20 protein-coding genes are annotated in these 23,089 nt (G+C 67.1%); 9 read left to right on the forward strand and 11 right to left on the reverse strand.

Annotated features, from left to right (window positions below; translation table 11 throughout):
- Window positions 1–20 precede the first annotated feature (20 nt).
- The 9 genes from ubiB to FHR96_RS14035 all read right to left on the reverse strand — a co-directional run bounded on the left by ubiB (window position 21) and on the right by FHR96_RS14035 (window position 10,953).
- Window positions 21–1,643, reverse strand: a complete 1,623-nt coding sequence (ubiB, locus tag FHR96_RS13995; RefSeq protein ID WP_183388312.1) for a ubiquinone biosynthesis regulatory protein kinase UbiB — start codon at window positions 1,641–1,643, stop codon at window positions 21–23.
- The gene (locus FHR96_RS14000) at window positions 1,640–2,281 is read right to left on the reverse strand and encodes a ubiquinone biosynthesis accessory factor UbiJ (RefSeq protein WP_183388313.1); all 642 of its coding nucleotides are present in this window, start codon (window positions 2,279–2,281) and stop codon (window positions 1,640–1,642) included. The genes ubiB and FHR96_RS14000 overlap by 4 nt, the downstream gene beginning before the upstream one ends.
- A gap of 7 nt (window positions 2,282–2,288) precedes the next feature.
- Window positions 2,289–3,044, reverse strand: a complete 756-nt coding sequence (gene ubiE / locus FHR96_RS14005; RefSeq protein ID WP_183388314.1) for a bifunctional demethylmenaquinone methyltransferase/2-methoxy-6-polyprenyl-1,4-benzoquinol methylase UbiE — start codon at window positions 3,042–3,044, stop codon at window positions 2,289–2,291.
- Window positions 3,045–3,422: 378 nt separating this feature from the next.
- Window positions 3,423–3,806, reverse strand: a complete 384-nt coding sequence (locus FHR96_RS14010; RefSeq protein ID WP_183388315.1) for a gamma-butyrobetaine hydroxylase family protein — start codon at window positions 3,804–3,806, stop codon at window positions 3,423–3,425.
- A 220-nt stretch (window positions 3,807–4,026) separates the two neighbouring features.
- The gene (hslU, locus tag FHR96_RS14015) at window positions 4,027–5,349 is read right to left on the reverse strand and encodes an ATP-dependent protease ATPase subunit HslU (protein ID WP_183388316.1); all 1,323 of its coding nucleotides are present in this window, start codon (window positions 5,347–5,349) and stop codon (window positions 4,027–4,029) included.
- Between the two features lie 2 nt (window positions 5,350–5,351).
- Window positions 5,352–5,870, reverse strand: a complete 519-nt coding sequence (gene hslV / locus FHR96_RS14020) for an ATP-dependent protease subunit HslV (RefSeq protein ID WP_183388317.1) — start codon at window positions 5,868–5,870, stop codon at window positions 5,352–5,354.
- 125 nt (window positions 5,871–5,995) lie between these two features.
- Window positions 5,996–6,706 (reverse strand): SPOR domain-containing protein, encoded by a 711-nt coding sequence (locus tag FHR96_RS14025; RefSeq protein WP_183388318.1) that lies wholly within the window; start codon window positions 6,704–6,706, stop codon window positions 5,996–5,998.
- 3 nt (window positions 6,707–6,709) lie between these two features.
- Complete coding sequence (gene argS, locus FHR96_RS14030) at window positions 6,710–8,395, reverse strand: arginine--tRNA ligase (RefSeq protein WP_183388319.1); 1,686 nt, start codon at window positions 8,393–8,395, stop codon at window positions 6,710–6,712.
- A 200-nt stretch (window positions 8,396–8,595) separates the two neighbouring features.
- The gene (locus tag FHR96_RS14035) at window positions 8,596–10,953 is read right to left on the reverse strand and encodes a primosomal protein N' (protein WP_183388320.1); all 2,358 of its coding nucleotides are present in this window, start codon (window positions 10,951–10,953) and stop codon (window positions 8,596–8,598) included.
- A gap of 20 nt (window positions 10,954–10,973) precedes the next feature.
- Here FHR96_RS14035 and rpmE point away from each other — a divergent pair, with 20 nt between their 5' ends.
- Both rpmE and FHR96_RS14045 read left to right on the forward strand, forming a co-directional pair.
- Window positions 10,974–11,186, forward strand: a complete 213-nt coding sequence (rpmE, locus tag FHR96_RS14040) for a 50S ribosomal protein L31 (protein WP_183388321.1) — start codon at window positions 10,974–10,976, stop codon at window positions 11,184–11,186.
- A gap of 266 nt (window positions 11,187–11,452) precedes the next feature.
- Window positions 11,453–12,724, forward strand: coding sequence for a malic enzyme-like NAD(P)-binding protein (locus tag FHR96_RS14045; protein WP_183388322.1), 1,272 nt, complete (start codon window positions 11,453–11,455; stop codon window positions 12,722–12,724).
- Window positions 12,725–12,801: 77 nt separating this feature from the next.
- On the opposite strand, the gene FHR96_RS14050 is transcribed toward FHR96_RS14045, so the two are convergent.
- A complete protein-coding gene (locus FHR96_RS14050; RefSeq protein ID WP_183388323.1) occupies window positions 12,802–13,548 on the reverse strand; it encodes a DUF481 domain-containing protein in 747 nt (248 codons plus the stop codon).
- A gap of 67 nt (window positions 13,549–13,615) precedes the next feature.
- The gene (locus tag FHR96_RS14055; RefSeq protein WP_183388324.1) at window positions 13,616–16,141 is read right to left on the reverse strand and encodes a penicillin-binding protein 1A; all 2,526 of its coding nucleotides are present in this window, start codon (window positions 16,139–16,141) and stop codon (window positions 13,616–13,618) included.
- Between the two features lie 261 nt (window positions 16,142–16,402).
- Between FHR96_RS14055 and pilM the strand changes: the two genes are divergently transcribed.
- The 7 genes from pilM to aroB are packed head-to-tail and all read left to right on the forward strand — an operon-like array spanning window position 16,403 to window position 22,943.
- Entirely contained in the window at window positions 16,403–17,464 is a 1,062-nt protein-coding gene (pilM, locus tag FHR96_RS14060) for a type IV pilus assembly protein PilM (protein WP_183388325.1), read from the forward strand.
- Complete coding sequence (locus tag FHR96_RS14065) at window positions 17,461–18,021, forward strand: PilN domain-containing protein (protein ID WP_183388326.1); 561 nt, start codon at window positions 17,461–17,463, stop codon at window positions 18,019–18,021. The genes pilM and FHR96_RS14065 overlap by 4 nt, the downstream gene beginning before the upstream one ends.
- A complete protein-coding gene (locus FHR96_RS14070; protein WP_183388327.1) occupies window positions 18,018–18,641 on the forward strand; it encodes a type IV pilus inner membrane component PilO in 624 nt (207 codons plus the stop codon). Before FHR96_RS14065 ends, FHR96_RS14070 begins: the two co-directional genes overlap by 4 nt.
- Window positions 18,638–19,162 carry a pilus assembly protein PilP gene (locus FHR96_RS14075; protein WP_183388328.1) on the forward strand — a complete coding sequence of 175 codons (525 nt, stop codon included), beginning with the start codon at window positions 18,638–18,640 and terminating at the stop codon, window positions 19,160–19,162. The genes FHR96_RS14070 and FHR96_RS14075 overlap by 4 nt, the downstream gene beginning before the upstream one ends.
- Before the next feature lie 53 nt (window positions 19,163–19,215).
- Window positions 19,216–21,291, forward strand: a complete 2,076-nt coding sequence (locus tag FHR96_RS14080) for a type IV pilus secretin PilQ (RefSeq protein ID WP_183388329.1) — start codon at window positions 19,216–19,218, stop codon at window positions 21,289–21,291.
- Window positions 21,291–21,833, forward strand: coding sequence for a shikimate kinase AroK (gene aroK, locus FHR96_RS14085; RefSeq protein ID WP_183388330.1), 543 nt, complete (start codon window positions 21,291–21,293; stop codon window positions 21,831–21,833). The genes FHR96_RS14080 and aroK overlap by 1 nt, the downstream gene beginning before the upstream one ends.
- Window positions 21,834–21,836: 3 nt before the next feature.
- Window positions 21,837–22,943, forward strand: coding sequence for a 3-dehydroquinate synthase (aroB, locus tag FHR96_RS14090; protein WP_183388331.1), 1,107 nt, complete (start codon window positions 21,837–21,839; stop codon window positions 22,941–22,943).
- The last annotated feature ends 146 nt before the right edge of the window (window positions 22,944–23,089 follow it).

The raw sequence follows: 23,089 nt of genomic DNA on the forward strand, positions 1-23,089 counted from the left end.
TTTCCGTTGCAGTGAGTGAATCAGTTCCAGGCCAGCAGCAGGACGCCGATGGCCGCCGCGCCAAGCACCGGCCAGGGCTGGCCGTCTGCCCATTCGACAAGCGGTTGCCAGGCGAGTGCCGCCGCCACGACCAGAAGTCCCAGGCGCAGGCGCCGTTGACGCCGGCCCTGATGCTCGAGCCGGCGGTGGATAGCGCCGATGGCCTCGCTCTGGCGGCGTTGCTGCTGATGGCCATGCTCGGCCCGGGCCAGGGCCTGGTGGGCGAGCACCGGCAGCTCGGGGAGCTGGCGAGTGAGTTCCGGGGCCTGGCGCTTCATGGATTCCCACAGCCCGCGGGTGCCGGCACGCTCCTTCATCCACTGCTCCAGGAACGGCTTGGCGGTGGTCCAGAGATCGAGGTCCGGATACAGCTGGCGCCCCAGGCCCTCGATGTTGAGCAGGGTCTTCTGCAGCAGCACCAGCTGCGGCTGCACTTCCATGTTGAAGCGCCTGGCGGTCTGGAACAGCCCCAGCAGCACCTGGCCAAAGGAGATGTCCTTGAGCGGTTTCTCGAGGATCGGCTCGCACACCGTGCGCACCGCGGCGGCGAACTCGTTGGCGCGGGTGTCCTCGCCGACCCAGCCCGACTCGATGTGCAGCGCCGCCACCTCGTAGTAGTCCTGATGGAAGAAGGCCAGCAGGTTGCGCGCCAGGTAGTCCTGGTCCTCGCGGGTCAGGCTGCCGACGATACCGCAGTCGATGGCGATGTACTGCGGGTTCCACGGGGTCTCGCGGGACACGAAGATGTTGCCGGGATGCATGTCGGCATGGAAGAAATTGTCGCGGAACACCTGGGTGAAGAAGATCTCTACGCCGCGCTCGGCCAGACGGCGCAGGTCGGTGCCCTGGGCCTCGAGGGCGGCGGTGTCCGCCACCGGCACGCCGTGGATGCGCTCCTGGACCATCACCCGGTGGCGGGTCAGCCCCCAGTGGATGGCCGGCACGAACAGCAGCGGCGAGCCCTTGAAGTTGCGCTTGAGCTGGGAGGTGTTGGCAGCTTCCTTGGTCAGGTCGAGCTCGTCGAACAGGGTTGATTCGTAGTCGCGCACCACCTCCACCGGGCGCAGCCGGCGTGCCTCGGGAACGCGGGCCAGCACGGCGGCCAGTCGGTACATCAGCGCCATGTCCTGGCGCATCACCCGCTCGATGCCGGGGCGGATGATCTTGACCACCACCTGCGCGCCGTCGGGCAGCCTGGCGGCATGCACCTGAGCCACCGACGCCGAGGCCAGCGGCTCGGGCGAGAACTCGGCGAAGGCTTCGTCCAGCGACATGCCGAGCTCTTCCTCCACCAGCGCCTGGGCCTGCTTGCCGGGGAAAGGCGGCACCTGGTCCTGGAGACGCCGGAGTTCGTCGGCGATGTCGGGAGGGAAGAGGTCGCGACGGGTCGACAGCACCTGGCCGAACTTGACGTAGATCGGTCCCAGGGTCTCCAGCGCCAGGCGCAGCCGTTCGCCGCGAGGGCGCGGGCCGACGGGCACCAGGCGCAGCGGCGACAGCGCCAGCAGGCCGCGCAGCCACCAAGGCAGCCGCTCCTGGGGAATCAGGGTGTCCAGCCGATAGCGGGTGACCACCCAGGCGATGCGCGCCAGCCGCGGAATCATGCGCTCTCTCTCCCTTCCGTCAGGCGTCGGCGCAGGCGTTCGAGGCGGGCCTCGAGGCGGTCGGTGGCGACCTCCAGCTCGGTGAGGTGATCGCGCAGGCCCTCGAACTGGTGACGGCCGGGCAGCAGCCTGGCTTCCTCGAAGACGTACTCGGAGACATCGGCGCACAGCTCCTGCCGAGTGCGCAGGCCCCAGCGTCCCAGGCTGCGCATGCCTTCGGCCAGACTGTGGGCGGGGATGTCGCCCAGCCAGTGGGCTAGCTCACCCTCCCAGTCGAGGTCGAGGTCGAGCAGCAGGTCGCGGGTCGCCTCGAGCAGCGGTATGCGTCCACGCACCGCGAGCTTGCCCTGGAACATCAGCCGTTCCATCGAGGCGCCGCCAAGCAGTTCGCCGAGGGTTTCGGCGTCGGCTTCGACGACGGCATCGAAGGCTTCCTCCGGCTCGTCGTCGGGGCGCAGCAGGTCCAGCCCCTGGGAGTGGAAGGCAACGGCCAGGGCCAGGGGCGGGTGCTCGAGCCGCAGCAGCAGGCGCTGGCCCGCCAGGCGGGCCAGTCGCGCGGGCGCCGCGGGATCGCGGGCGAGCAGGGCATTCAGGCTGCGTTCGAGGCCGCCCAGCAGCAGGGTCGGTGTCAGCGCCATCGGATTCTCACAGCTTGATGCCACGGTGCAGGGCAACGATGCCCCCGGTGAGGTTGGTGTACTCGACCCGCTCCAGGCCGGCAGCCTCCATCATTCCCTTGAGGGTCTCCTGGTCGGGATGCATGCGGATCGACTCGGCCAGGTAGCGGTAGCTGTCGGCGTCGCCGGCCACCAGCTGGCCCATGCGCGGCAGCAGGTGGAAGGAGTAGTCGTCGTAGGCGCGGGTCAGCAGGGGATTGCCGGGCTTGGAGAACTCCAGCACCAGCAGCCGGCCGCCGGGCTTGAGCACGCGGGCCATGGAGCGCAGGGCGGCGTCCTTGTCGGTGACGTTGCGCAGGCCGAAGGCGATGGTGATGCAGTCGAAGCTGTTGTCCGGGAAGGGCAGGGTCTCGGCGTTGGCCTGGACGTACTCGACGTTGCCGCCGACGCCCTGGTCGAGCAGCTTGTCGCGGCCGACTCGCAGCATGGAGGCGTTGATGTCGGCGAGGACAACACGCCCCCGGGGGCCGACCAGGCGCGAGAACTTCAGCGTCAGGTCGCCGGTGCCGCCGGCGATGTCGAGCACGCTGTGGCCGGGACGCACGCCGGCCCGCTCGATGGTCAGGCGCTTCCACAGCCGATGGATGCCGAACGACATCAGGTCGTTCATCACGTCGTAGCGGGCGGCCACCGAGTGGAAGACATCGGCCACCCGGGAGGCCTTCTCGTCGACCGGGACTTCCTGGTAGCCGAAGTGCGTGGTGCGCTTGTCGCTGGAGGTCATGCGAGGGAGGCTCCCGAGTCAGCTGCACATGGTGAGGCGAGGCCGGCGGCCCCGCGCGATGGGGCGCATTGTAGCGCCCCCCGGGGGGGCTTGTCTTGACGGTGAAGTCGGTTGCCAGAGTGCCGATCCGCTCGGTGACGCTGCACCGAGGGGGCCGCCGAAGGGGCGTCGAGGGGGTTTTTGGCCATGGGTGAGGCGAATTCGCCGAATGGGCTGGCCATGGAGGGCCAGCACCGGTCCTGCAAGCGGAGCGAGATGCAGGAGCGCCGCAGGGCCAAACAAAGTCGTGCCCATGGAAGGGAGCATGGTGCCCCTCGCAGGCCCTTTCGGCGGGTCAGCCCCGACCCTCTTGGAGCTGCCTCTGGAACGTTCCGATTCCTACAGCTGCCTGATCTCGATGCCTAGCGGCTCGCGAGAGGCGCCGGCTTCTTCCAGGCGCCGCAGGTAGTCGGCCCAGTTGGCCTCGCGGTTCACGATCAGCTCGTGCAGGTAGTCCCAGCTGTAGAGGCCGCTGTCGTGGCCGTCGTCGAAGTGCAGCTTGAGCGCGTAGCGCCCGGTCTGGGTGATGTTGGCCAGGCCGACGTGCTTCTTGCCGACCTGCAGGGTCTCCTGGCCGCGGCCATGGCCGCGCACCTCGGCGGAGGGCGAGAACACCCGCAGGTATTCCACCGACAGCCGATGACTCTCGCCGCCTTCATAGGTCAGCTCCAGCTCGCGGGCCTGCTTGTGGTAGTGCACTCGGGTCGGAATGGGGGCGGACATGGGCACCTCCGGTGAGCTTGAAGCTGGAAGAGCGCCGCTTCGCGGCTGGAAGCTGGAAGAAACAGCCCTGACTCAAGCCTTGGAAACGTTATGCTGATTTCGAGCTTCGAGCTTCGAGCTTCGAGCTTCGAGCTTCGAGCTTCGAGCTTCGAGCTTCGAGCTTCGAGCTTCGAGCTTCGAGCTTCGAGCCGCTCCGGGCCCGAAGCCCGTCGCTAGTGGCTTACAGAATATACCGCGACAGATCCTCGTCCATCGCCAGTTCGCCGAGCTGGGAGTCGACGTAGGCGGCGTCGATGGTCAGCGGGCTGCCCAGGTCGGAGCCTTGGTAGGAGGCTTCTTCGAGCAGGCGCTCCATCACCGTGTGCAGACGGCGGGCGCCGATGTTCTCGGTGCCTTCGTTGACTTTCCAGGCGATCTCGGCGATGCGCGCGATGCCGTCGTCGGTGAAGGCGATTTCCAGGCCCTCGGTGGCCATCAGCGCCTCATACTGGCGGGTCAGGGCCGCGGAAGGCTCGGTGAGGATGCGCTTGAAATCTTCCGGCGTCAGGGCGTTGAGCTCCACGCGGATCGGCAGGCGGCCCTGCAGCTCGGGGATCAGGTCCGACGGGCGCGACAGGTGGAAGGCGCCGGAGGCGATGAACAGGATGTGATCGGTCTTCACCATGCCGTACTTGGTGGAGACGCTGGAGCCCTCGATCAGCGGCAGCAGGTCGCGCTGCACGCCCTCGCGGGACACCTCGCCGCCGCTGGACTGGCCGCTGCCCTTGGCGACCTTGTCGAGCTCGTCGAGGAACACGATGCCGTGCTGTTCGACGGCCTCGATGGCCCGCTGCTTGATGTCGTCCTCGTTGACCAGCTTGGCGGCTTCCTCGTCACGCAGCAGCGCGAAGGCATCCTTGACCGCCACGCGGCGGGTCTCGGTCTTCTGCTTGCCCATGCTGGAGAACAGGTTCTGCAGCTGGCTGGTCATCTCCTCCATGCCCGGCGGCGTCATGATGTCGACGCCCTGGCTCTGGGGAGTGACCTCGATGTCGATTTCCTTGTCGTCGAGCTGGCCCTCGCGCAGCTTCTTGCGGAACGACTGGCGGGTGGCGTTCTCGGTGCGCGGCTCGTTTTCCTGGCCGCGGGGCGGCGGCAGCAGGGCGTCGAGGATGCGGTCCTCGGCGGCGTCCTCGGCGCGGTGGCCCACCTCTTCCTTGGCCTGCTCGCGGACCAGCTTGATGGCGGCCTCGGTGAGGTCGCGAATGATCGATTCGACGTCACGGCCGACATAGCCCACTTCGGTGAACTTGGTGGCCTCGACCTTGATGAAGGGCGCGCGGGCCAGCTTGGCCAGGCGACGGGCGATCTCGGTCTTGCCCACGCCGGTGGGGCCGATCATCAGGATGTTCTTGGGCGTGACTTCCTGACGAAGCTCTTCGTCGAGCTGCATGCGTCGCCAGCGATTGCGCAGGGCGACGGCTACGGCACGCTTGGCGTCCTGCTGGCCGACGATGTACTGGTCCAGGGCGTGGACGATCTCGCGGGGGGTCATCCGGGTCATGATCAGAGCTCTTCCAGCGTGACGTGGTGGTTGGTGAACACGCAGATGTCGCCGGCGATCTCCAGCGATTTTTCGGTGATCTCGCGGGCTGACAGCTCGGTGTTCTCGAGCAGGGCTCGGGCGGCGGACAGGGCGAAGTTGCCGCCCGAGCCGATGGCGATGATACCGCGCTCGGGCTCCACCACGTCGCCGTTACCGGTGATGATCAGCGAGGCGTGCTTGTCGGCCACGGCCAACAGCGCCTCCAGGCGGCGCAGGGCGCGGTCGGTGCGCCAGTCCTTGGCCAGCTCCACGGCGGCCTTGGTGAGGTGGCCCTGGTGTTTCTCGAGCTGTGCCTCGAAGCGCTCGAAAAGGGTGAAGGCGTCGGCGGTGCCGCCGGCGAAACCGGCCAGCACCTGGCCGCGATAGAGACGGCGCACCTTGCTGGCGTTGCCCTTCATTACGGTGTTGCCCAGCGACACCTGGCCGTCGCCGGCCAGCGCCACCTGGTCACCGCGACGCACGGAAACGATCGTGGTCATGGAGGAGACTCCTTGTGGGAGCGGGGCTCCCGATGACTTTGTAGCCACGGCGTCACCGGGGTGACGCCGTGTATAAGCTGGAAGGAAAGGTGTGGGCGGCGTGGCTGGAATTCAACCGGCGCGGCTCACTGCAGCTGGATGAGCAGCGGCTCGATGCCCTGGGTGGCCATCAGGTCCTGGGCGCGGGTCAGCTCGCGACGATCCCGGTAGGGACCGACCTGGACCCGATGCCAGGTGGCGCCGTCGCCGGTCTGGACCTCGCTGATCTTGGCCAGCAGGCCGAAGTCCTTGAGGCGGCCGGCCAGCCGCTGGGCGTCGCCGGTCTCGCGGAAGGAGGCAGCCTGCAGCACGTAGCGTTTGCCATCCTCGGCGCGGTTCGCCGCGGACTCGACCGGCGCGCTGTTGGCGGCGATTACCTGGGCGATGGGATCGCCGGTCGGCGCGTCTGCGGAGGAGGCCTCTTGCTGCTCGGCGGGGCGCGGGGGCGGCGTCGCGGTGGAAGCCTGGTCGCCGGGGGCGATCACTTCCGACTCGGGGAGCAGGGTGTAGAACTCGAAGGTCGGCATTGGCGGTTCGTCCGCCGGCGCCGACGCCTGGGGATCGCGGCTGGCCTGGTCCGGCGCCTCGCCGGCTGGCAGCGGCACCGTGGTGGACGCGCCGTCCTGCCAGGGGGCGGTGCCGTGCTGGTGCTGCGAGATCAGGAAGCCGGCGACCAGGCCGGCCAATCCCCATAGCCAGCCCGGCACGCCACGGCGTGAGGAGGCCTTGGCGGGGCGTTTCCTGGAGGTGGTGGCGCCCCGCTTGCGGTTGCCGTCGGCGGGCTTGCGGCTGGCCATGGCTTACATCTCCTCGGGGGCGCCGACGCCCATCAGTTCAAGGCCGTTGCGCAGAACCTGGCGGGCGGCCAGGAACAGCGACATGCGTGAGTTGCGCAGGGCATCGTCCTCGACCATGACCTTGACGGCGTTGTAGCAGGTATGGAACTCGGCGGCGAGGTCGAGCAGGTACTGGGCGATCTGCTGCGGCTCGCGGCTGGCGGCGGCGTGGGCCACTACCTCGGGATAGCGGGCCAGGCGATTCATCAGCGCCTTCTCCTGTTCGGCCTCGAGGCGTGCCAGGTGTTCCATGGCCAGGGTGTGGTCGAAGGGCTGGCCGGCGGACTCGGCCTTGCGCAGCATGCTGCACACCCGGGCGTGGGCGTACTGCACGTAGTAGACCGGGTTGTCGTTGGACTGCGAGCGAGCCAGATCGATGTCGAAGGTCAGCTGGGAGTCGGCCCGACGCGCGGCGAGGAAGAAGCGAGTGGCGTCGCGGCCGACCTCGTCGATCAGGTCGCGCACGGTGACATAGCTGCCGGCTCGCTTGGAAAGCTTCACCTCGACTCCGGAGCGGGTCACCATCACCATCTGGTGCAGCACGTAGTCAGGCCAGCCCTGGGGGATGCCGGCCTCGAGGGCCTGCAGGCCGGCGCGAACGCGGGTCACCGTGGAGTGGTGGTCGGCGCCCTGCTCGTTGATCACGGTGGTGAAGCCGCGCTGCCACTTGTCCAGGTGATAGGCCACGTCGGGCAGGAAATAGGTGTAGTCGCCGTCGGACTTGCGCATCACCCGGTCCTTGTCGTCACCGAAGTCGGTGGTGCGCAGCCAGGTGGCGCCATCGTGCTCGTAGGTATGGCCCTTCTCGGCCAGGCGTGCGGCGGTGGCCTCTACCTTGCCTTCGCGGTACAGCGAGGACTCCAGGTAGTAGACGTCGAACTCTACGCCGAAGGCACGCAGATCCAGGTCCTGCTCGCGGCGCAGGTAGGCCACGGCAAACTCGCGGATGGCCTCCAGGTCATCCGGATCGGCCGCGGCGGTGACGTGACGATCGTCGGCGTGCACCGTGTCGCCGGCCAGATAGCTGTTGGCCACGTCGATGATGTAGCCGCCGCGATAGCCGTCGGCCGGCCAGCCGTCGTCCTCGGGGTCGATGCCCTTGACCCTGGCCTGGACCGAGAGCGCCAGGTTACTGATCTGGGCGCCGGCATCGTTGTAGTAGAACTCGCGAGTGACCTCGAAGCCCACGGCCTCGAGCAGCCGGCACAGGCAGTCGCCGATGGCGGCGCCGCGGCCGTGACCGACGTGCAGCGGGCCTGTGGGGTTGGCGGAGACGAATTCCACCTGCACCTTCTGGCCCTGGCCGGTGAGGCTGCGGCCGAAGGTATCGCCAGCGTCCAGCACCTGGCGGATGACCTGGGCGGCGGCGTCGGTGGCGGCGAAGAAGTTGATGAAGCCGGGGCCGGCAATGTCGACCTTGGACACGGCGTCATTGGCCGGCAGCGCCGCGACCAGCGCCTCGGCCAGCTCGCGGGGCTTCTTGCCGGCAGGCTTGGCCAGCATCAGCGCCAGGTTGGTGGCGTAATCGCCGTGGGCCTTGTCCTTGGTGGGATCGACCTTGATGGTCGGGGCCAGCTCGGCAGGCAGCATGCCCTGGTCCTTGAGTTCGGCCAGGGCGCCTTCCAGCAGGGAGATGATGGTGTCTTTCATGGGAAATCGTATGTCCTGTGGCGCGGGCAGATGGCTATCGCCCGTCGGCGGGCATTTGGCCGCACATTATCGACAATTGCGCGCAGGCTTTAAACCCTTGCCCGGTTTCACCGGGGCGAGGAGCTGCAAGCTTGAAGAGGAAAAGGCTTGACCCCTTCGTGGCGAATTCTTGCTGCCTTCCAGCTTCCAGCTTCCAGCTTTCAGCTCAGCGTCTGCGGATCGATATCCAGCGACCAGCGTACCCGCCGCGCCGCGGGTTCGGCTTCCAGCCAGGCAACCAGCCAGGCGCTGGCCTCGTGGAGCCGGCTGCGTTTCTCGGCGCCGAGCATGAGCTGCAGGTGGTAGCGGTTCTGGCGACGTTCCATGGGGGCCGGTACCGGGCCCAGGCAGTCCACGTCCAGTGCGCGTTCGCCGAGGTAAGTGCGCAGCGCCTGGGCGGCGCGGTTGCCGAGTTCGCTGACGGCCGTTTCCTGGGCGCCTTCGAGGCGCAGCAGGGCCAGGAAGCGGAAGGGCGGCAGGGCGGCAATGCGTCGCTCCTCCAGCAGCTGCTCGGCCAGGGCATCGTAGCCGCGGGCGGCCAGCAGGCGAAGATTGGGGTCGTCGACGTGCATGGTCTGCACCAGCACCCGGCCAGGGTGGGCGGCACGGCCGGCGCGTCCTGCTACCTGCTCGAGCAGTTGGGCGCTGTGCTCCAGCGCCCGGAAGTCGCTGGCGTAGAGCCCGCCATCGGCATTGACCACCACCACCAGGGTGACGTGGGGCAGATGGTGGCCCTTGGCCAGCATCTGGGTGCCGACCAGCAGGCAGGGGTCGCCGCGGCGAACTTCGGCCAGAGTCTGCTCCAGGGCGTCGCGGCGTCGGGTGCTGTCGCGGTCGATGCGATGCACCGGGACGTCGGGGAAGCGCTCGGCCAGGGTCTCCTCGGTGCGTTCAGTGCCGCTGCCCAGCGGGCGCAGGTCGGCGCTGCCGCATTCGGGGCAGGCGTCGGGCAGGGCCTGGCGATGATCGCAGTGGTGGCAGGCCAGCAGCGGCGGCTGGCGGTGCAGGGTGAGGCGGGCATCGCAGTGATCGCATTCGGCGAGCCAGCCGCAGGCGTGGCAGCTCAGGGTCGGGGCGAAGCCGCGGCGGTTGATGAACACGAGCACCTGATGGCCGGCGGACAGCGTCGCCTCGATGGCGTCGATGACCGGCGGGATCAGCCCGCCTCTGCGCGGGCGGCCACGCAGGTCAACCAGTTCCAGGCGTGCCGGGGCGTGGCGGCTGGCGCGCTGCGTCAGCCTCAGGTGGCGGTAGTCGCCGCTGCGCGCCCGCTGCAGAGTCTCCAGCGAAGGCGTCGCGCTGCCCAGCACCAGCGGGATGCCATGGTGGTGGGCGCGGACCACCGCCAGGTCGCGGGCGTGGTAGCGCAGGCCCTCTTGCTGCTTGAAGGAGCCGTCGTGCTCCTCGTCGACGATGATCGCGCCGGGGCGTGCCAGCGGGGTGAAGATTGCCGAGCGAGTGCCGATGACGATGGGTGCCCGGCCGCTGGCCGCGGCCTCCCAGGCGTCCAGGCGCTCATGGTCGGTGAGTCCAGAATGCAGGGCCACCACCGGCACTCGGAAGCGGCGTCGGAAGCGTGCCAGGGTCTGCGGGGTGAGGCCGATCTCGGGGACCAGCACCAGGGCCTGGCGATCGCGGCCGATCACGGCCTCGATGAGCTGCAGGTAAACCTCGGTCTTGCCGCTGCCGGTGACGCCATGCAGCAGGCAGGGATGGTAGCCGTCCAGCCGTTCGTGAAGAGCGGCCAGGGCGGTGGCCTGCTCGCGGTTGAGCGGCAGTGCCGGCTCGGCCAGCAGCGGTCCGCCGCTGGGAGCTGCGGCGGTAAGGGGTTCCTCGAGTCGCATGATCAGGCCCTTGCGCTCCAGGGCCTGCAACTGGTCGCGTCCGAAGGACTGGGCGAGGATGGCCTGGCTGACCAGCCCGTGAGGATGCTGGCGCAGCATGGTCAATAGCTCGGCCTGGCGCGGCGCCCGGGCCAGGGTCGGGGGCGCCTCGTCAGCGCCTGCTTCGGTGATCTGCCAGCGCTCTCGGGTGCGGGCCTCCAGGGTGCGGCCCTGGCGCAGCAGCGCGGGCATCGCCTGGTGCAGGGTGTCACCCGGGGCATGCTGGTAGTAGCGGGCGGTGAAGCGGCACAGCCACAGCCAGTCTGCCGGCAGAGGCGTCGCATCGAGACAGGCGTCGATAGGTTTCAGCTTCGCCAGCGGCAGGTCGCTGGTGGCACGGCATTCCAGCACCACGCCGACCACCTGGCGTCGGCCGAAGGGAACCTGGACCCTCACTCCCGGCTGCCAGCCGCCCGTGGGGGGAGTGGCGGCGGGGCGGTAGTCGAACAGTCGACGCAGCGGTGAGGGGATGGCGACGCCCAGCACCGAGGGGGGCGGGGGAGTGGCAGACAATTGGCCTCCGGGAACGGCTCTGCTAGAATGCTCGGCCGCCGCGTCACCCAGTGTGGGCGGCGCCCGGTTTGAACGTTCAAACAACCCGTATGCGGTGCCTGGCACCAGATCAGGTGGCGGCATACAGTGCAGCGAGGCTCAAGATGAAACAAGGTATCCACCCGAATTACAAGACGGTCAGCGCGACCTGTTCCTGCGGCGCCACCTTCGAGGTCGGCACCACCAACGATCAGGATCTGTCCCTGGACGTCTGCTCGCAGTGCCACCCCTTCTACACCGGCAAGCAAAAGCAGGCGACTACCGGTGGTCGCGTCGAGCGCTTCAACAAGCGCTTCGGTGCCGCACTCAAGCGCTGATGCGTTCTTCGGCGTCCCGCGACGCCGATCATCGACATCATCGAAGAACCCGCCCCCGTGGCGGGTTCTTTTTTTGCGCTATTCTCAGGAGTGAATCGCCACGATAAGCAATCCTTTATGGTATTCGCCGAAAGTATAAGTTGTAGCAAATATCGCCGAACGTCTTCGAATGGGGCTTTTATTTGGCGTAATTTTACTAAGTTGAGAAATGGAAGTTTTTTTTATATTCTCGTCGTCCACCACACCATTCGAAACCGGATCCGAGCATGACAGACGCGAAGAGACAGGCGGCACTGGACTATCACGCGAAGCCCATTCCCGGAAAACTGTCGGTGGAGCTGACCAAGCCCACCGCGACCTCCCGGGATCTCGCCCTGGCCTATAGCCCGGGCGTCGCCGAGCCGGTTCGCGAGATTGCCCGTGATCCCGAGAATGCCTATCTCTACACCGGCAAGGGCAACCTGGTGGCTGTCATCTCCGACGGCAGCGCCATCCTCGGCTTGGGCAACCTGGGTGCCCTGGCGAGCAAGCCGGTCATGGAGGGCAAGGGCGTGCTGTTCAAGCGCTTTGCCGGTATCAACTCCACCGACCTGGAGGTCAACGCCGAGAGCCCCCAGGCCTTCATCGACACCGTGGCGCGCATCGCCGACACCTGGGGGGGCATCAACCTCGAGGACATCAAGGCGCCCGAGTGCTTCGAGATCGAGCGCGCCCTGGTCGAGCAGTGCAGCATTCCGGTGTTCCACGATGACCAGCACGGCACCGCCATCGTCACCGCGGCGGGCATGCTCAATGCCCTGGACATCGCCGGCAAGTCGCTGGAGAGCGCCAAGATCGTCTGCCTGGGCGCCGGCGCGGCGGCCATCGCCTGCATGAAGCTGCTGGTGTCCTGCGGCGCCAAGGCCGAGAACCTGGTGATGCTGGACCGCAAGGGCGTGATCCACAGCGGCCGCGAGGACCTCAACCAGTACAAGGCGATGTTCGCGGTCGATACCGACAAGCGGACCCTGGATGACGCCATCGATGGCGCCGATGTGTTCGTTGGCCTGTCCGGTCCCGGGCTGATGACCGCCGACCACATTCGCAAGATGGCCGATAACCCGGTGGTCTTCGCCTGCACCAACCCGGACCCGGAGATCCAGCCGGATCTCGCCCGGGAGACCCGGCCCGACGTGATCATGGCCACCGGCCGTTCCGACTATCCCAACCAGGTCAACAACGTGCTGGGTTTCCCCTTCATCTTCCGCGGTGCCCTGGACGTTCGGGCGACGCGTATCAACGAGGAAATGAAGGTCGCCGCGGTGCATGCCCTGAAGGATCTGGCCCGGGAGCCGGTGCCTCAGGCAGTGCTGGATGCCTACGAGCGGGACAGCATGAGCTTCGGGCGCGACTACATCATTCCCACGCCGGTGGATGTGCGGTTGCTGGAGCGGGTGTCCTCGGCGGTGGCCCAGGCGGCGGTGGATTCCGGTGTGGCGCGCAAGCCCTATCCGTCTCACTATCCGTTGAAGACCGTGGATGACGTCTACGGCGGTTGATCGCCAACGCTCCCTGTCTTCGGATGCGACGCCGGCCCTCGGGCCGGCGTCGTCGTGTTGGGCCGGCGTGCCCGGCGTTACCAGTCGTAGAGCAGCGAGGCGCTGGTGATCTGGTCGGTGCGGGCCATGGCCGCATCGGGCGGGTGGGAGTTGTGCTCGAGCTCGTAGGAAAGCTTGAGCGCCAGATGCGAGTTGAGGCGCGCGGTGAGGGTGGAGAGCGAGCGCGTGGTCAGGTTGGGGTCGGTGGCCTCCAGCGAGAGTTCCTGACCGAGGCTCGCGGTGTCGGAGAAATGCCAGCGATAGTCCAGCGCGCCGTAGATCACGCCGAGCCGGCGATCGCGGTCATCGGTCACGCTGTCGATGCGATAGCCGGGGCCGGTCTCCAGCGACAGTATGTGCCTTTCGTTACTCACCAGCTGCCGGCCATAGCCGCCGATCGCGGTGGCCTGGTAGTCGTAGCCGCTGAAGCGGTCCTTCTCCCAGCGGGTGAAGCCGAACAGGTAGTGCGGACCCTCGATGTCGATGCGCTCGCGGGCCGCCATCAGATACTGTTCCGCGCTGGTCTCGCTGTTCTGGGTGACGTGGCGGACCTCGCCGCGCAGGCTGTGGGTCAGGTTGCCGGTCAGCCAGACCAGGCGCCCCTTGGCGATCAGGGTCTGGCTGTTGGTATTGCCCTGCAGGTGGGTGAAGCCGAGTTCGGCTTCACCGCTCCAGGGGGGAGCGTCGTCCTCCGGCGGTGGCGGTGCATAGAAAGGGGATGCCTGGGCGATGCCCCCTGTCGTCAGCAGGCCTGACCAGAGGGCGAGGATCACCTTGAGACGCATGGGGCTTCTCGCGGTTGGTCCGGTGGAAAGAAGGTGAGGCGGCGGGCGCCGCCTCATCGGTTCGGGTCTAGAAGATGGCTTCGTAGGCGCCGGTCCCCTGGGAGCCGCTTTCCTGTTCCACCGCCTGGTCGACCCGCCGTGGCTGATAGCCGGGCAGGTGGTCGGCGCGGAACAGCTCCTGCATGCCGCCGGGCTGGTCGTCATGCAGCAGGCGACCGGTGTCGGGGTCGATGCGGCGGGCGACCACGTCATCCGGACGGTCGGGCCAGTGCTCCGGGCGGTCCGCCAGGGCCTTGCCCATGAAGTCGATCCAGATCGGCAGGGCGGCCTGGGAGCCGTATTCCGCGGTGGAGGAGTTGTCGTCCTTGCCGACCCAGACGGTGGTGGCCAGGTCGGTGTTGAAGCCGGCGAACCAGGCGTCGCGCTGCTCGTTGGTGGTACCGGTCTTGCCGACGATGTCGCTGCGCTCCAGGGCCAGGGCACGGCGGGCGGTGCCATGCTCTACCACGTCGCGCAGCATGTCGCGAAGCAGGTAGACGGCGGCCGGGTCGGCCACGCGTGGGGCGACGCGATAGGTCTTGCCGTCGCGTTCGACGGTCTCCTGGCCATCGGCACACTCGCGGCAGGCCACCATCGGGTCGGCTTCGCCGACCACTGTCTGGCCCTCGCCGCGGGTCACCTTCTGGATCAGCCAGGGTTCGACGGCGAAGCCGCCGTTGGACAGCACTGCATAGCCGCGGGTCATCTCCAGGGGCGTCAGGCTGGTAGTGCCGAGGGCCAGCGAGAGCCCGTGAGGCAGCCGCTCGGGATCGAAGCCGAACTTCTCGAGGAAGCCGATGGTGCGTTCCAGTCCGAGGGTCTGCAGCAGGCGGATGGTGACCAGGTTGCGGGAGTGGGCGAGGCCCACGCGCAGCCGGGTCGGGCCGCGGAAGTCACCGCCGGAATTGTTGGGTCGCCAGAGTTCGTTGCTGCCGTCCTGCATGACCACCGGCGCATCGTTGATGATGGTGGCGGGGCTGACTTCGCCGCTGTTCAGGCCCGCCAGGTAAATGAACGGCTTGAAGATGGAGCCCGCCTGGCGGCGCGCCTGAAGGGCGCGATTGAACTTGCTGGCATCGAAGTCGAAGCCGCCCTGCAGGGCCAGGATGGCCCCGGTGCGGGGATCCATCACGACCAGCGAGCCTTGTGCGTCGGGCTTCTGGGAAAGCCGCCAGCTGCCGTCCTCGCGCTGGAGAATGCGTACCAGGTCGCCGGGGCTGGCAATCTCGGCGGCCGAGCTCGGCGCCGCGCCGCGGTAGCGGGCGTTGCGGTAGGGCTGCGCCCAGTCGAGGGCGTCCCAGTCCAGGGTCCTGACCTCGCCGCCACGCGACAGGACGCGCATCTCGCGGCCTTCGCTCTCGACCACGATGGCGGGTTCCAGCGGGCCCAGCACCGGCGTGCGTTCCAGCACCTGGAGCCAGTTGCTGACATCGCCTTCGACGCCCTCGACCTCGGTCTGGCTGCGTTCGGCGGCGCGCCGCGCGGTGGCCATGACTTCGGGGGATTCGGCGAGCTCCTCCTCGAGGCCTTCACGGTCGGTGCGTTCCTGGGCCTCGGCCAGGCTGCGGGGAATATCGGTCTGCTCGGGACCGCGCCAGCCGTGGCGGGTGTCGTAGGCAATCAGGCCATCGGCGAGGGCGCGACGGGCTTCGGGCTGGAGCTTGCTGTCCAGGGTGGTGGTGATGTGATAGCCGCCGGTATAGGCGTCGTCGAAGTGGTCGACGGCATACTGACGCGCCATCTCGGCGACGTAGTCGGCCGGGATCTCCGCCTTGGCCACGTGGCGGCGTGCGGTGATCGGGGCCTGGACGGCCTCGTCGTAGTCCGCCTGGTCGATGAAGCCGAGGTCGCGCATGCGATAGAGGATCCAGTTGCGGCGGATCAGGGCGCGCTCGGCGTTGGCCAGCGGGTTGAAGGCGGATGGCGCCTTGGGCAGACCGGCGATCATCGCCTGCTGGGCCAGGGTGAGCTCTCCCAGGGGGCGGTCATAGTAGACCTCGGAGGCGGCGGCGATGCCGTAGGCGCGGTGGCCGAGGAAGATCTTGTTGACGTAGAGCTCGAGAATCTCCTGCTTGCTGAGGATCTGCTCCATCTGCAGGGCCAGGAGGATCTCGCGAATCTTGCGGGTGAAGGTGCGGTCCAGGGTCAGCAGGTAGTTGCGGGCCACCTGCATGGTGATGGTGGACCCCCCGGACTGGATGTCGCCGCCGCTGGCGACCAGCTCGACGGCGGCGCGCAGCAGTCCCTTGGGGTCGACCCCGTGGTGGTCGAAGAAGGCGGCGTCTTCGGCGGCCATCAGCGCTTGCACCATGCTCTCGGGGATCTCGTCATACTCGACCGGCAGGCGACGCTCTTCGCCGAACTCGCCGATCAGCTTGCCGTCGCGAGTGAAGATGCGCAGCGGTGTCTGCAGCTCGAAATCCTGCAGCTGGCGCACGTCCGGCAGGCCGGGAGCGAAGTAAAGCGCGGCGCCTACCACGGCCAGGAGCGAGGCGGTGGACAGCGAGACCAGCAGCCAGAATGCCGAGAAAGCCAGGATTCTGAAGAACTTCATGAAAAGGCGGTATCCATGCTGAGAACGGGAGCGAAGGAACGGGGACGAATGGGTCCGGCGACGCGACGGCCATTATAGGAATCCGGCAGCTTGACCACCAGCGTTGACGTCTGGCGACACCCTTTCTCATGTGAGCTCATGAAATATCATGTAGCCTCGATGTACAGGATGGGAATGATGGCCGCTGGTTCATTCTTCCAGGGGCCGCAGTAGCGCGATCACGAGCAGTTCCATGCAGCATCGGTCAGGAGTATGACCCAGATGCGACCAGGGGCATCCGGCAAGGGGCTGATCGGTGTCGACATCACGTCAGCCACCGTCAAGCTCATCGAACTCAAGCGCACCGGCGGCGGATATCAGGTCGAGAGCTATGCTGTTCGACCGCTCCGCGAAGGTGCCGTAGTCGAACGGCGTATTCGCGATATGGGCGAAGTCGTCGATGCCCTCGAGCGTGCCGTGGAACATGCCAGGCCCATCAGCCGGCGGGCGTCGGTGGCGGTGCCGGCCAGCGCGGCGATCACCAAGACGCTGACACTGCCGGCAACGCTTTCCGACGATGAGATCGAAACCCGCATCCAGCTCGAATCCGACAAGCATATCCCCTTTCCGTTCAGTGAGGTGGCGTTCGACTTCCAGCGCCTGGGCCTGAACGCACGCTATGGAGATCAGCAGGACGTCCTGCTGGTGGCCTGTCGTCAGCAGGACGTCAGCCAACTGACCGAGGCCGTGCGTCAGGCGGGGCTGGTCCCGGCCATGGTCGACGTCGAGACCTTCGCCATGGAGCGCGCCTTTACCGAACTTGCCCTCCAACTGCCGCCGACGGTCGGCCATGACCATGACGTGGCGCTGGTGGACATCGGCGCCAACATGAACGCGTTCCATGTACTGCGCGACGGCCGGATCATCTACAGCCGCGACACCGTCTTCGGAGGCCGCGCGCTGACCGAAGAGATCCGCAGTCGCTACGGGCTGAGTCTCGAAGAGGCTGGCCTGGCCAAGAAGCGCGGCGGCTTGCCGGAGGATTACCGGCGCAGCGTCCTCACTCCCTTTCTCGATACCCTGGGCCAGCAGGTTGGGCGTTCCCTGCAGCTCTATTACACCTCCGGCCGCAAGCAGGAAGTGCGGCGCATGCTGTTGGCCGGCGGCAGCAGCGTGCTGCCTGGGCTGACGGAGCGTCTGGCGGAGGAGAGCGGGATGCAGGTGGTGATCGCCAACCCCTTCCACCGCATGAAGGTCAATCCGCGGGTCGATGTCCCGACCCTGGCAGGTGATGCGCCAGCCATGCTCACGGCCTGCGGGCTGGCGATGAGGGGGCGCGCATGACCGTCGAGATCAATCTGCTGCCCTGGCGCGAGGCGCAGCGTCAGCGGCGCAGCAAACGCTTCTACTTCTCCCTGGGACTGGCTGCCCTGATCGGCCTGGGCGGCGGATATGCCGTGACCTGGCACTATGAGCAGCAGCTCGTCGCCCAGCAGCAGCGCCATGAGTTGATCCGTCGACGCACCGCGGAGCTCGATCGTGACATCCGTACGATTAGCCAGTACGAGGCGCAGGTCGAGGATCTCGCTCGGCGCCTCGAGGTGTTCCAACGCTTGCAGTCCGGGCGTCCTCAGACCGTGCATGTCTTCAACGCGTTGGCGGCGAGCCTCGAGGAGGGGGTGCATTATTCGAGCCTGTCGCGCCAGGGCGATCAGTTGCGACTGGTCGGCGTGGCCGAAGACAATCGGCACGTTTCCGATCAGTTGCGTGGGCTCGAGGACTCGCCGGTGTTCGATGTGCCGGTGCTCTCCGAGGTCGAGACCGACGATGGGCAGCGGCGCTTCGCGCTTACCGTCGGCCAGCACATGCCGAATCGCGAGCAGCAGGGGGTGGCGCCATGAAGCTGGCCACCGAGCTTCGCCGCCTGCGCGAGCTGGACTGGGGCGAGCTGGATATCAAGGAGGCCGGCAGCTGGCCCGTGTTACTGCAATGGCTGAGCTGCCTGCTGGTGCTGGTGCTGACGTTCTCCGGACTGTATGGGTATCTGGGAGCGTCGAAGGCCGATGAGCTGGAGAATGCGCGCCGGGAAGAAGCGCGCCTGCTGCGGGACTTTCGCGGCAAGGCGGCCCAGGTGGCCAACCTGCCCGGGCTGCGTGACCAGGTGGAGGCGCTTGACTCGCGGCTGGAGGGCCTGGTGGCCATGCTGCCCGGCGGGCCCGAGATTCCGTCGTTGATCGACGACATCAGCGAGGCGGCCGTCGACAACCAGCTCTCCATCGATACTATCCGCCTGCAACCTCCCGTCGAGCAGGAGTTCTACGTGGAGCGTCCGTTCGACATCCGGGTGCGGGGAGATTATCACCGCATTGGCACGTTCATCGCCGCTGTCGCCGATTTGCCACGCATCGTCACCCTGCACGACTTCGAACTGGCGCCCACGGGAGACGGTGAGCTGGCGCTGTCGATGCTGGCGCGCACCTACAGCTATCGGTCGCCAGGGGCGCAGGAGGAGGCGCCATGAGGGCCTGGCGATGCGTCGTGCCCCTGTTGCCTCTGGCGCTGTTGCTCGGGGCCTGTCGTGACGATGATATGGCGGGGCTCAAGCGTGAGCTTGCCGAGCTGCGAGCCGATCCGGGCGGTGTCACGTTGGAGCCGCTGCCGCCGCTGCCGGTTTACCGTTCGGTGGACTATCGCTTTGCCGATCGGCGCAGCCCTTTCCAGGCGCAGTTGCCGGCGTTTCGTGAGTTGCCGACGGGAGACCTCGATCTGGCGCCGGATGCCTCGCGGCCCAGGGAGCCGCTGGAGGCCTACGATCTCGAGCGGCTCGAGTTGGTGGGCATCCTGACCGTGGGAGGAGAGACCTCGGCGCTGGTCAAGGCACCGGACGGCAACGTGCATCGGCTGCGCGTGAGCGATCATATGGGTACGGACTACGGGCGTATCGTCGGCATCAGCGAGGCCACGGTGCAGTTGGTAGAGGTCGTGCCGACCGGTCGGGGTGGCTGGATCGAGCGCAGTGTCCAGCTGTCGCTGGATGACTAGTTCATCTTGCGTCGCCTGACCGGCGAGGGAAAGGCAGCCAAAGGGAGAGAACCATGACATCGATGATACGCGCTCTCGCGGCTCTGGCCATGCTGGTGGTCTCCACCACCGCCATGGCGGCCTCGACGCTGACCGACCTCGATGTTCGCCAGGGAGAGGGTGGGGCGCTGGAGGTCGATCTGGTGTTCGATGGTGCAGTGCCCGAGGTGCGGGGATATCGTCTCGACGATCCTGCGCGGCTGACCATCGATCTGATGGACACGCGCAGCGCCCTGGATCGGCGGCGCCAGGCGCTGGGCATCGGTGGTGTCGAGCGTGTCACCGCCCTGGAGGCTGGCTCGCGGACGCGGCTGGTATTCGATCTCTCGGGGCCATTGCCTTATGACACCACCCGGCAGGGCAATCGTCTGCGGCTGTCGATCGGCGGCGCCGTGCCGCCCGCGTCGACGGCCTCGGGTGTCTCGACCGCGACGGCCGGGCCAAGCATCACCGATATCGACTTTCGCCGGGGCGACGAGGGCGGCGGGCGCGTCGTGGTGTCCTTCGACCGGGCCGGGGTCGATGCGCGGGTCAGCGAGAGCGGCGATGCCGATATCGTGGCTCGCTTGAATGGCGCCAGCTTGCCGCCCTCGCTCAACCAGATCTATGACGTCTCCGATTTCGGCACGCCCCTGCGGCGTATCACGCCGCGGGTCGGGCCCGATGGCGTTACCCTCGAGATCCAGGGCAGCGGCGACTTCGCCATGCTGTCCACCCAGGCCGGGCGGCAGCTGATCATCTCGGCTCAGCCGATCAGTGCCCAGGGGCGCGATCGCCAGGAAGGCGAGCCGTTTCCCTATACCGGTGAGCGCATCACCCTGAACTTCCAGGACATCGAGGTGCGCTCGGTGCTGGCGGTCATTGCCGACTTCACCGGCTTGAATCTCGTGGCCAGTGACAGCGTCACCGGCCGGGTCACGCTCAATCTCGAGGACGTGCCCTGGGATCAGGCCCTGGACCTGGTGCTCAAGAGCCATGGCCTGGCCAGTCGCCAGGAAGGCAATGTCATCGTGGTGGCGCCGGCCGAGGAGCTGGCGGCCCGAGAGCAGTTGGAGCTGCAGACGCGCGAGCAGCTCGAGACCCTGGCACCCATGGAGACCGCATACATTCAGGTCAAGTACGCCAAGGCCGAGGACCTCGCCCAGCTGTTGCGAGGCGAAAGTGGTTTCGGGCTGTTGACCGAGCGTGGCCGCGTCGCCGTGGATCCGCGGACCAATACGCTGCTGGTGCAGGACACCGCCGCCCAGATCGACAGCATTCGACAGACCCTGGCGCGGCTCGACGTGGCCGTGCGCCAGGTGCAGATCGAGGCACGGATCGTCATCGCTCGGGACAGCGCGACTCGCGAGCTGGGGGTCAACTGGGGGCTGTCGACCGATGGCGACGGGCGGCTCGATCTCGGTGGCGCGTCCAGCGGACAGGCATTGAGCCAGGACGGGCAGCGGTATGCCGACGGGCGGTATACCGGCCAGTTCGATGATCCCGGGGGCTCCGTGTTCGAGCGCGGTGGGCTGACGGTGGACCTGGGCAGCGACAATCCCTCCACCAGTTTTTCCTTCGGCTATCTCTCCGGCGATATCCTGCTCGACCTGGAGCTGCGAGCCCTGGAGAGCGAAGGCAGGAGCCAGACCATCTCCCAGCCGCGGGTGATCACCGCCAACCAGAGCACTGCCGTGATCAAGCAGGGCACCCAGATTCCCTACCAGGAGTCGACCTCCAGCGGGGCGACGGACACCGAGTTCAAGGAAGCGGTGCTGTCGCTGGAGGTGACGCCGCAGATCACCCCGGACGATCGCATCATCATGGATCTGGCCATCAACAACGATACCGTGGGGGAAATGTTCAACGGCGTGCCCGCCATCGACACCAACGAGATCAACACCCAGGTGCTGGTGAACGACGGCGAGACCGTGGTCCTGGGCGGTATTCTGACCACCGAACAGGTGCGTAGCCTGTTCAAGACGCCCTTGCTCGGGGACTTGCCGGTGCTCGGAAATCTGTTCCGCTATACCGAGGACTCCAACGATAAGGTAGAGTTGCTGGTATTCATCACGCCCCGAATACTGGATGACAACCTGGCGATTCGCTGATGCCGGCATTACCCAACCTGATATTGATCGGCCCCATGGGGGCTGGAAAGAGCACCATCGGCCGCCTTCTGGCGGCCGAGCTATCACGAGATTTCTTCGACAGCGACCATGAGATTCAGGATCGTTGCGGTGCGGACATTCCCTGGATCTTCGACGTCGAGGGCGAGGCGGGCTTCCGCGAGCGCGAGACGCAGATGATCCACGAGCTGGCAGCGCGCGAGGGAGTGGTCATCGCCACCGGCGGTGGCGCCGTGCTGCGCGAAGAGAACCGTCGCATGCTGCGCGACGGTGGTACGGTGATCTATCTCTACACCACCGTGGAGCAACAGCTCCGGCGCACCGCCAAGGATCGCAACCGTCCACTGCTGCAGCGTGGCGACCGCGAGCAGGTGCTCGAGGAGATGTTCCGAACGCGTGACCCGCTCTATCGGGCGACCGCCGACATGGTGGTGCGTACCGATCGCCGTGGTCCACGTGCGGTGTCCAACGAGATCGTGCGTCGCGTCGAGCGGATGATCGATCCCCTTCACTGCAAGGCCTGAACCATGACCCGACCCGAAGAGGCCCAGAGCACCCTGCGCGTCGCCCTGGGTGAGCGTAGCTATCCCATCCATATCGGCCCCGACCTGCTGGGGGACCCCCAGCGGCTGAGACCCCATCTCGCCGGTCGCCAGGTGATGGTGGTGACCAACGAGACCGTGGCGCCTCTCTATCTGGAGCGGCTCAAGGCCGGCCTGGGCGACGACCTGACGGTGCGCGAGCTGATACTGCCGGACGGTGAGGCCACCAAGACCCTGGCCAGCGTCGAGCGCATCTGGGATGCCCTGCTCGAGGCCGGATTCAACCGCCGCTGTACCTTGGTGGCGCTGGGTGGCGGAGTGATCGGTGACATGGTCGGCTTCGCGGCGGCTTGCTACCAGCGCGGCGTGGCCTTCGTGCAGGTGCCGACCACGCTGCTGTCCCAGGTCGATTCCTCGGTGGGCGGCAAGACCGGCGTCAACCACCCCCGGGGCAAGAACATGATCGGTGCCTTCTGGCAGCCTCGGGCGGTGCTGATCGACACCGATACCCTGTCGACGCTGCCGGCGCGTGAGTTGTCGGCGGGCCTGGCCGAGGTGATCAAGTACGGCCTGATTCGCGATGCCGACTTCCTGGCCTGGCTGGAAGCGCACATGACGGCGTTGCGCGAGCTCGACGCCGCGTCGCTGACCCGTGCCATCGAGCGAAGCTGCAGTCTCAAGGCCGAGATCGTCGCCGAGGATGAGACCGAGCAGGGGGTGAGGGCGCTGCTCAACCTGGGACACACCTTCGGGCACGCCATCGAGACGCACCAGGGGTATGGCCGCTGGCTGCATGGCGAGGCGGTCGGCACCGGCATGCTGATGGCGGCGGAGCTGTCGCAGCGGCTGGGTTGGCTATCCGAGGCGGAGGTGGTACGCACCCGGTCGATACTGGCCGCCGCCGAGCTGCCACTGGCCGCGCCGGCCGAGATGGGCGTCGAAGACTTTCTGTCGATCATGCGTCTGGACAAGAAGAATCTCGACGAACGCCTGCGATTGATCCTGCTGACGCGCCTCGGGGAGGCCTGTGTTCACGACGAGACCCCTCCCGACACCCTGGCTGCGCTGCTGGAAGCATTTCCTCGACGCTGACGCCGCGTTCTGGTTGTCGCTCTCTCGACGCCCGCTGCCTTTCGCAGCGGGCGTCATCGTTTGTGGAAACCCTTTGCACGGAGGGGTGGCGAGGGTGTCAAGAATTATGGAACGCGCATGCCATATGCAGCATCGGCATGGGATTT

The organism is Halomonas organivorans (assembly GCF_014192055.1).
GTDB classification, from domain to species: domain Bacteria; phylum Pseudomonadota; class Gammaproteobacteria; order Pseudomonadales; family Halomonadaceae; genus Halomonas; species Halomonas organivorans.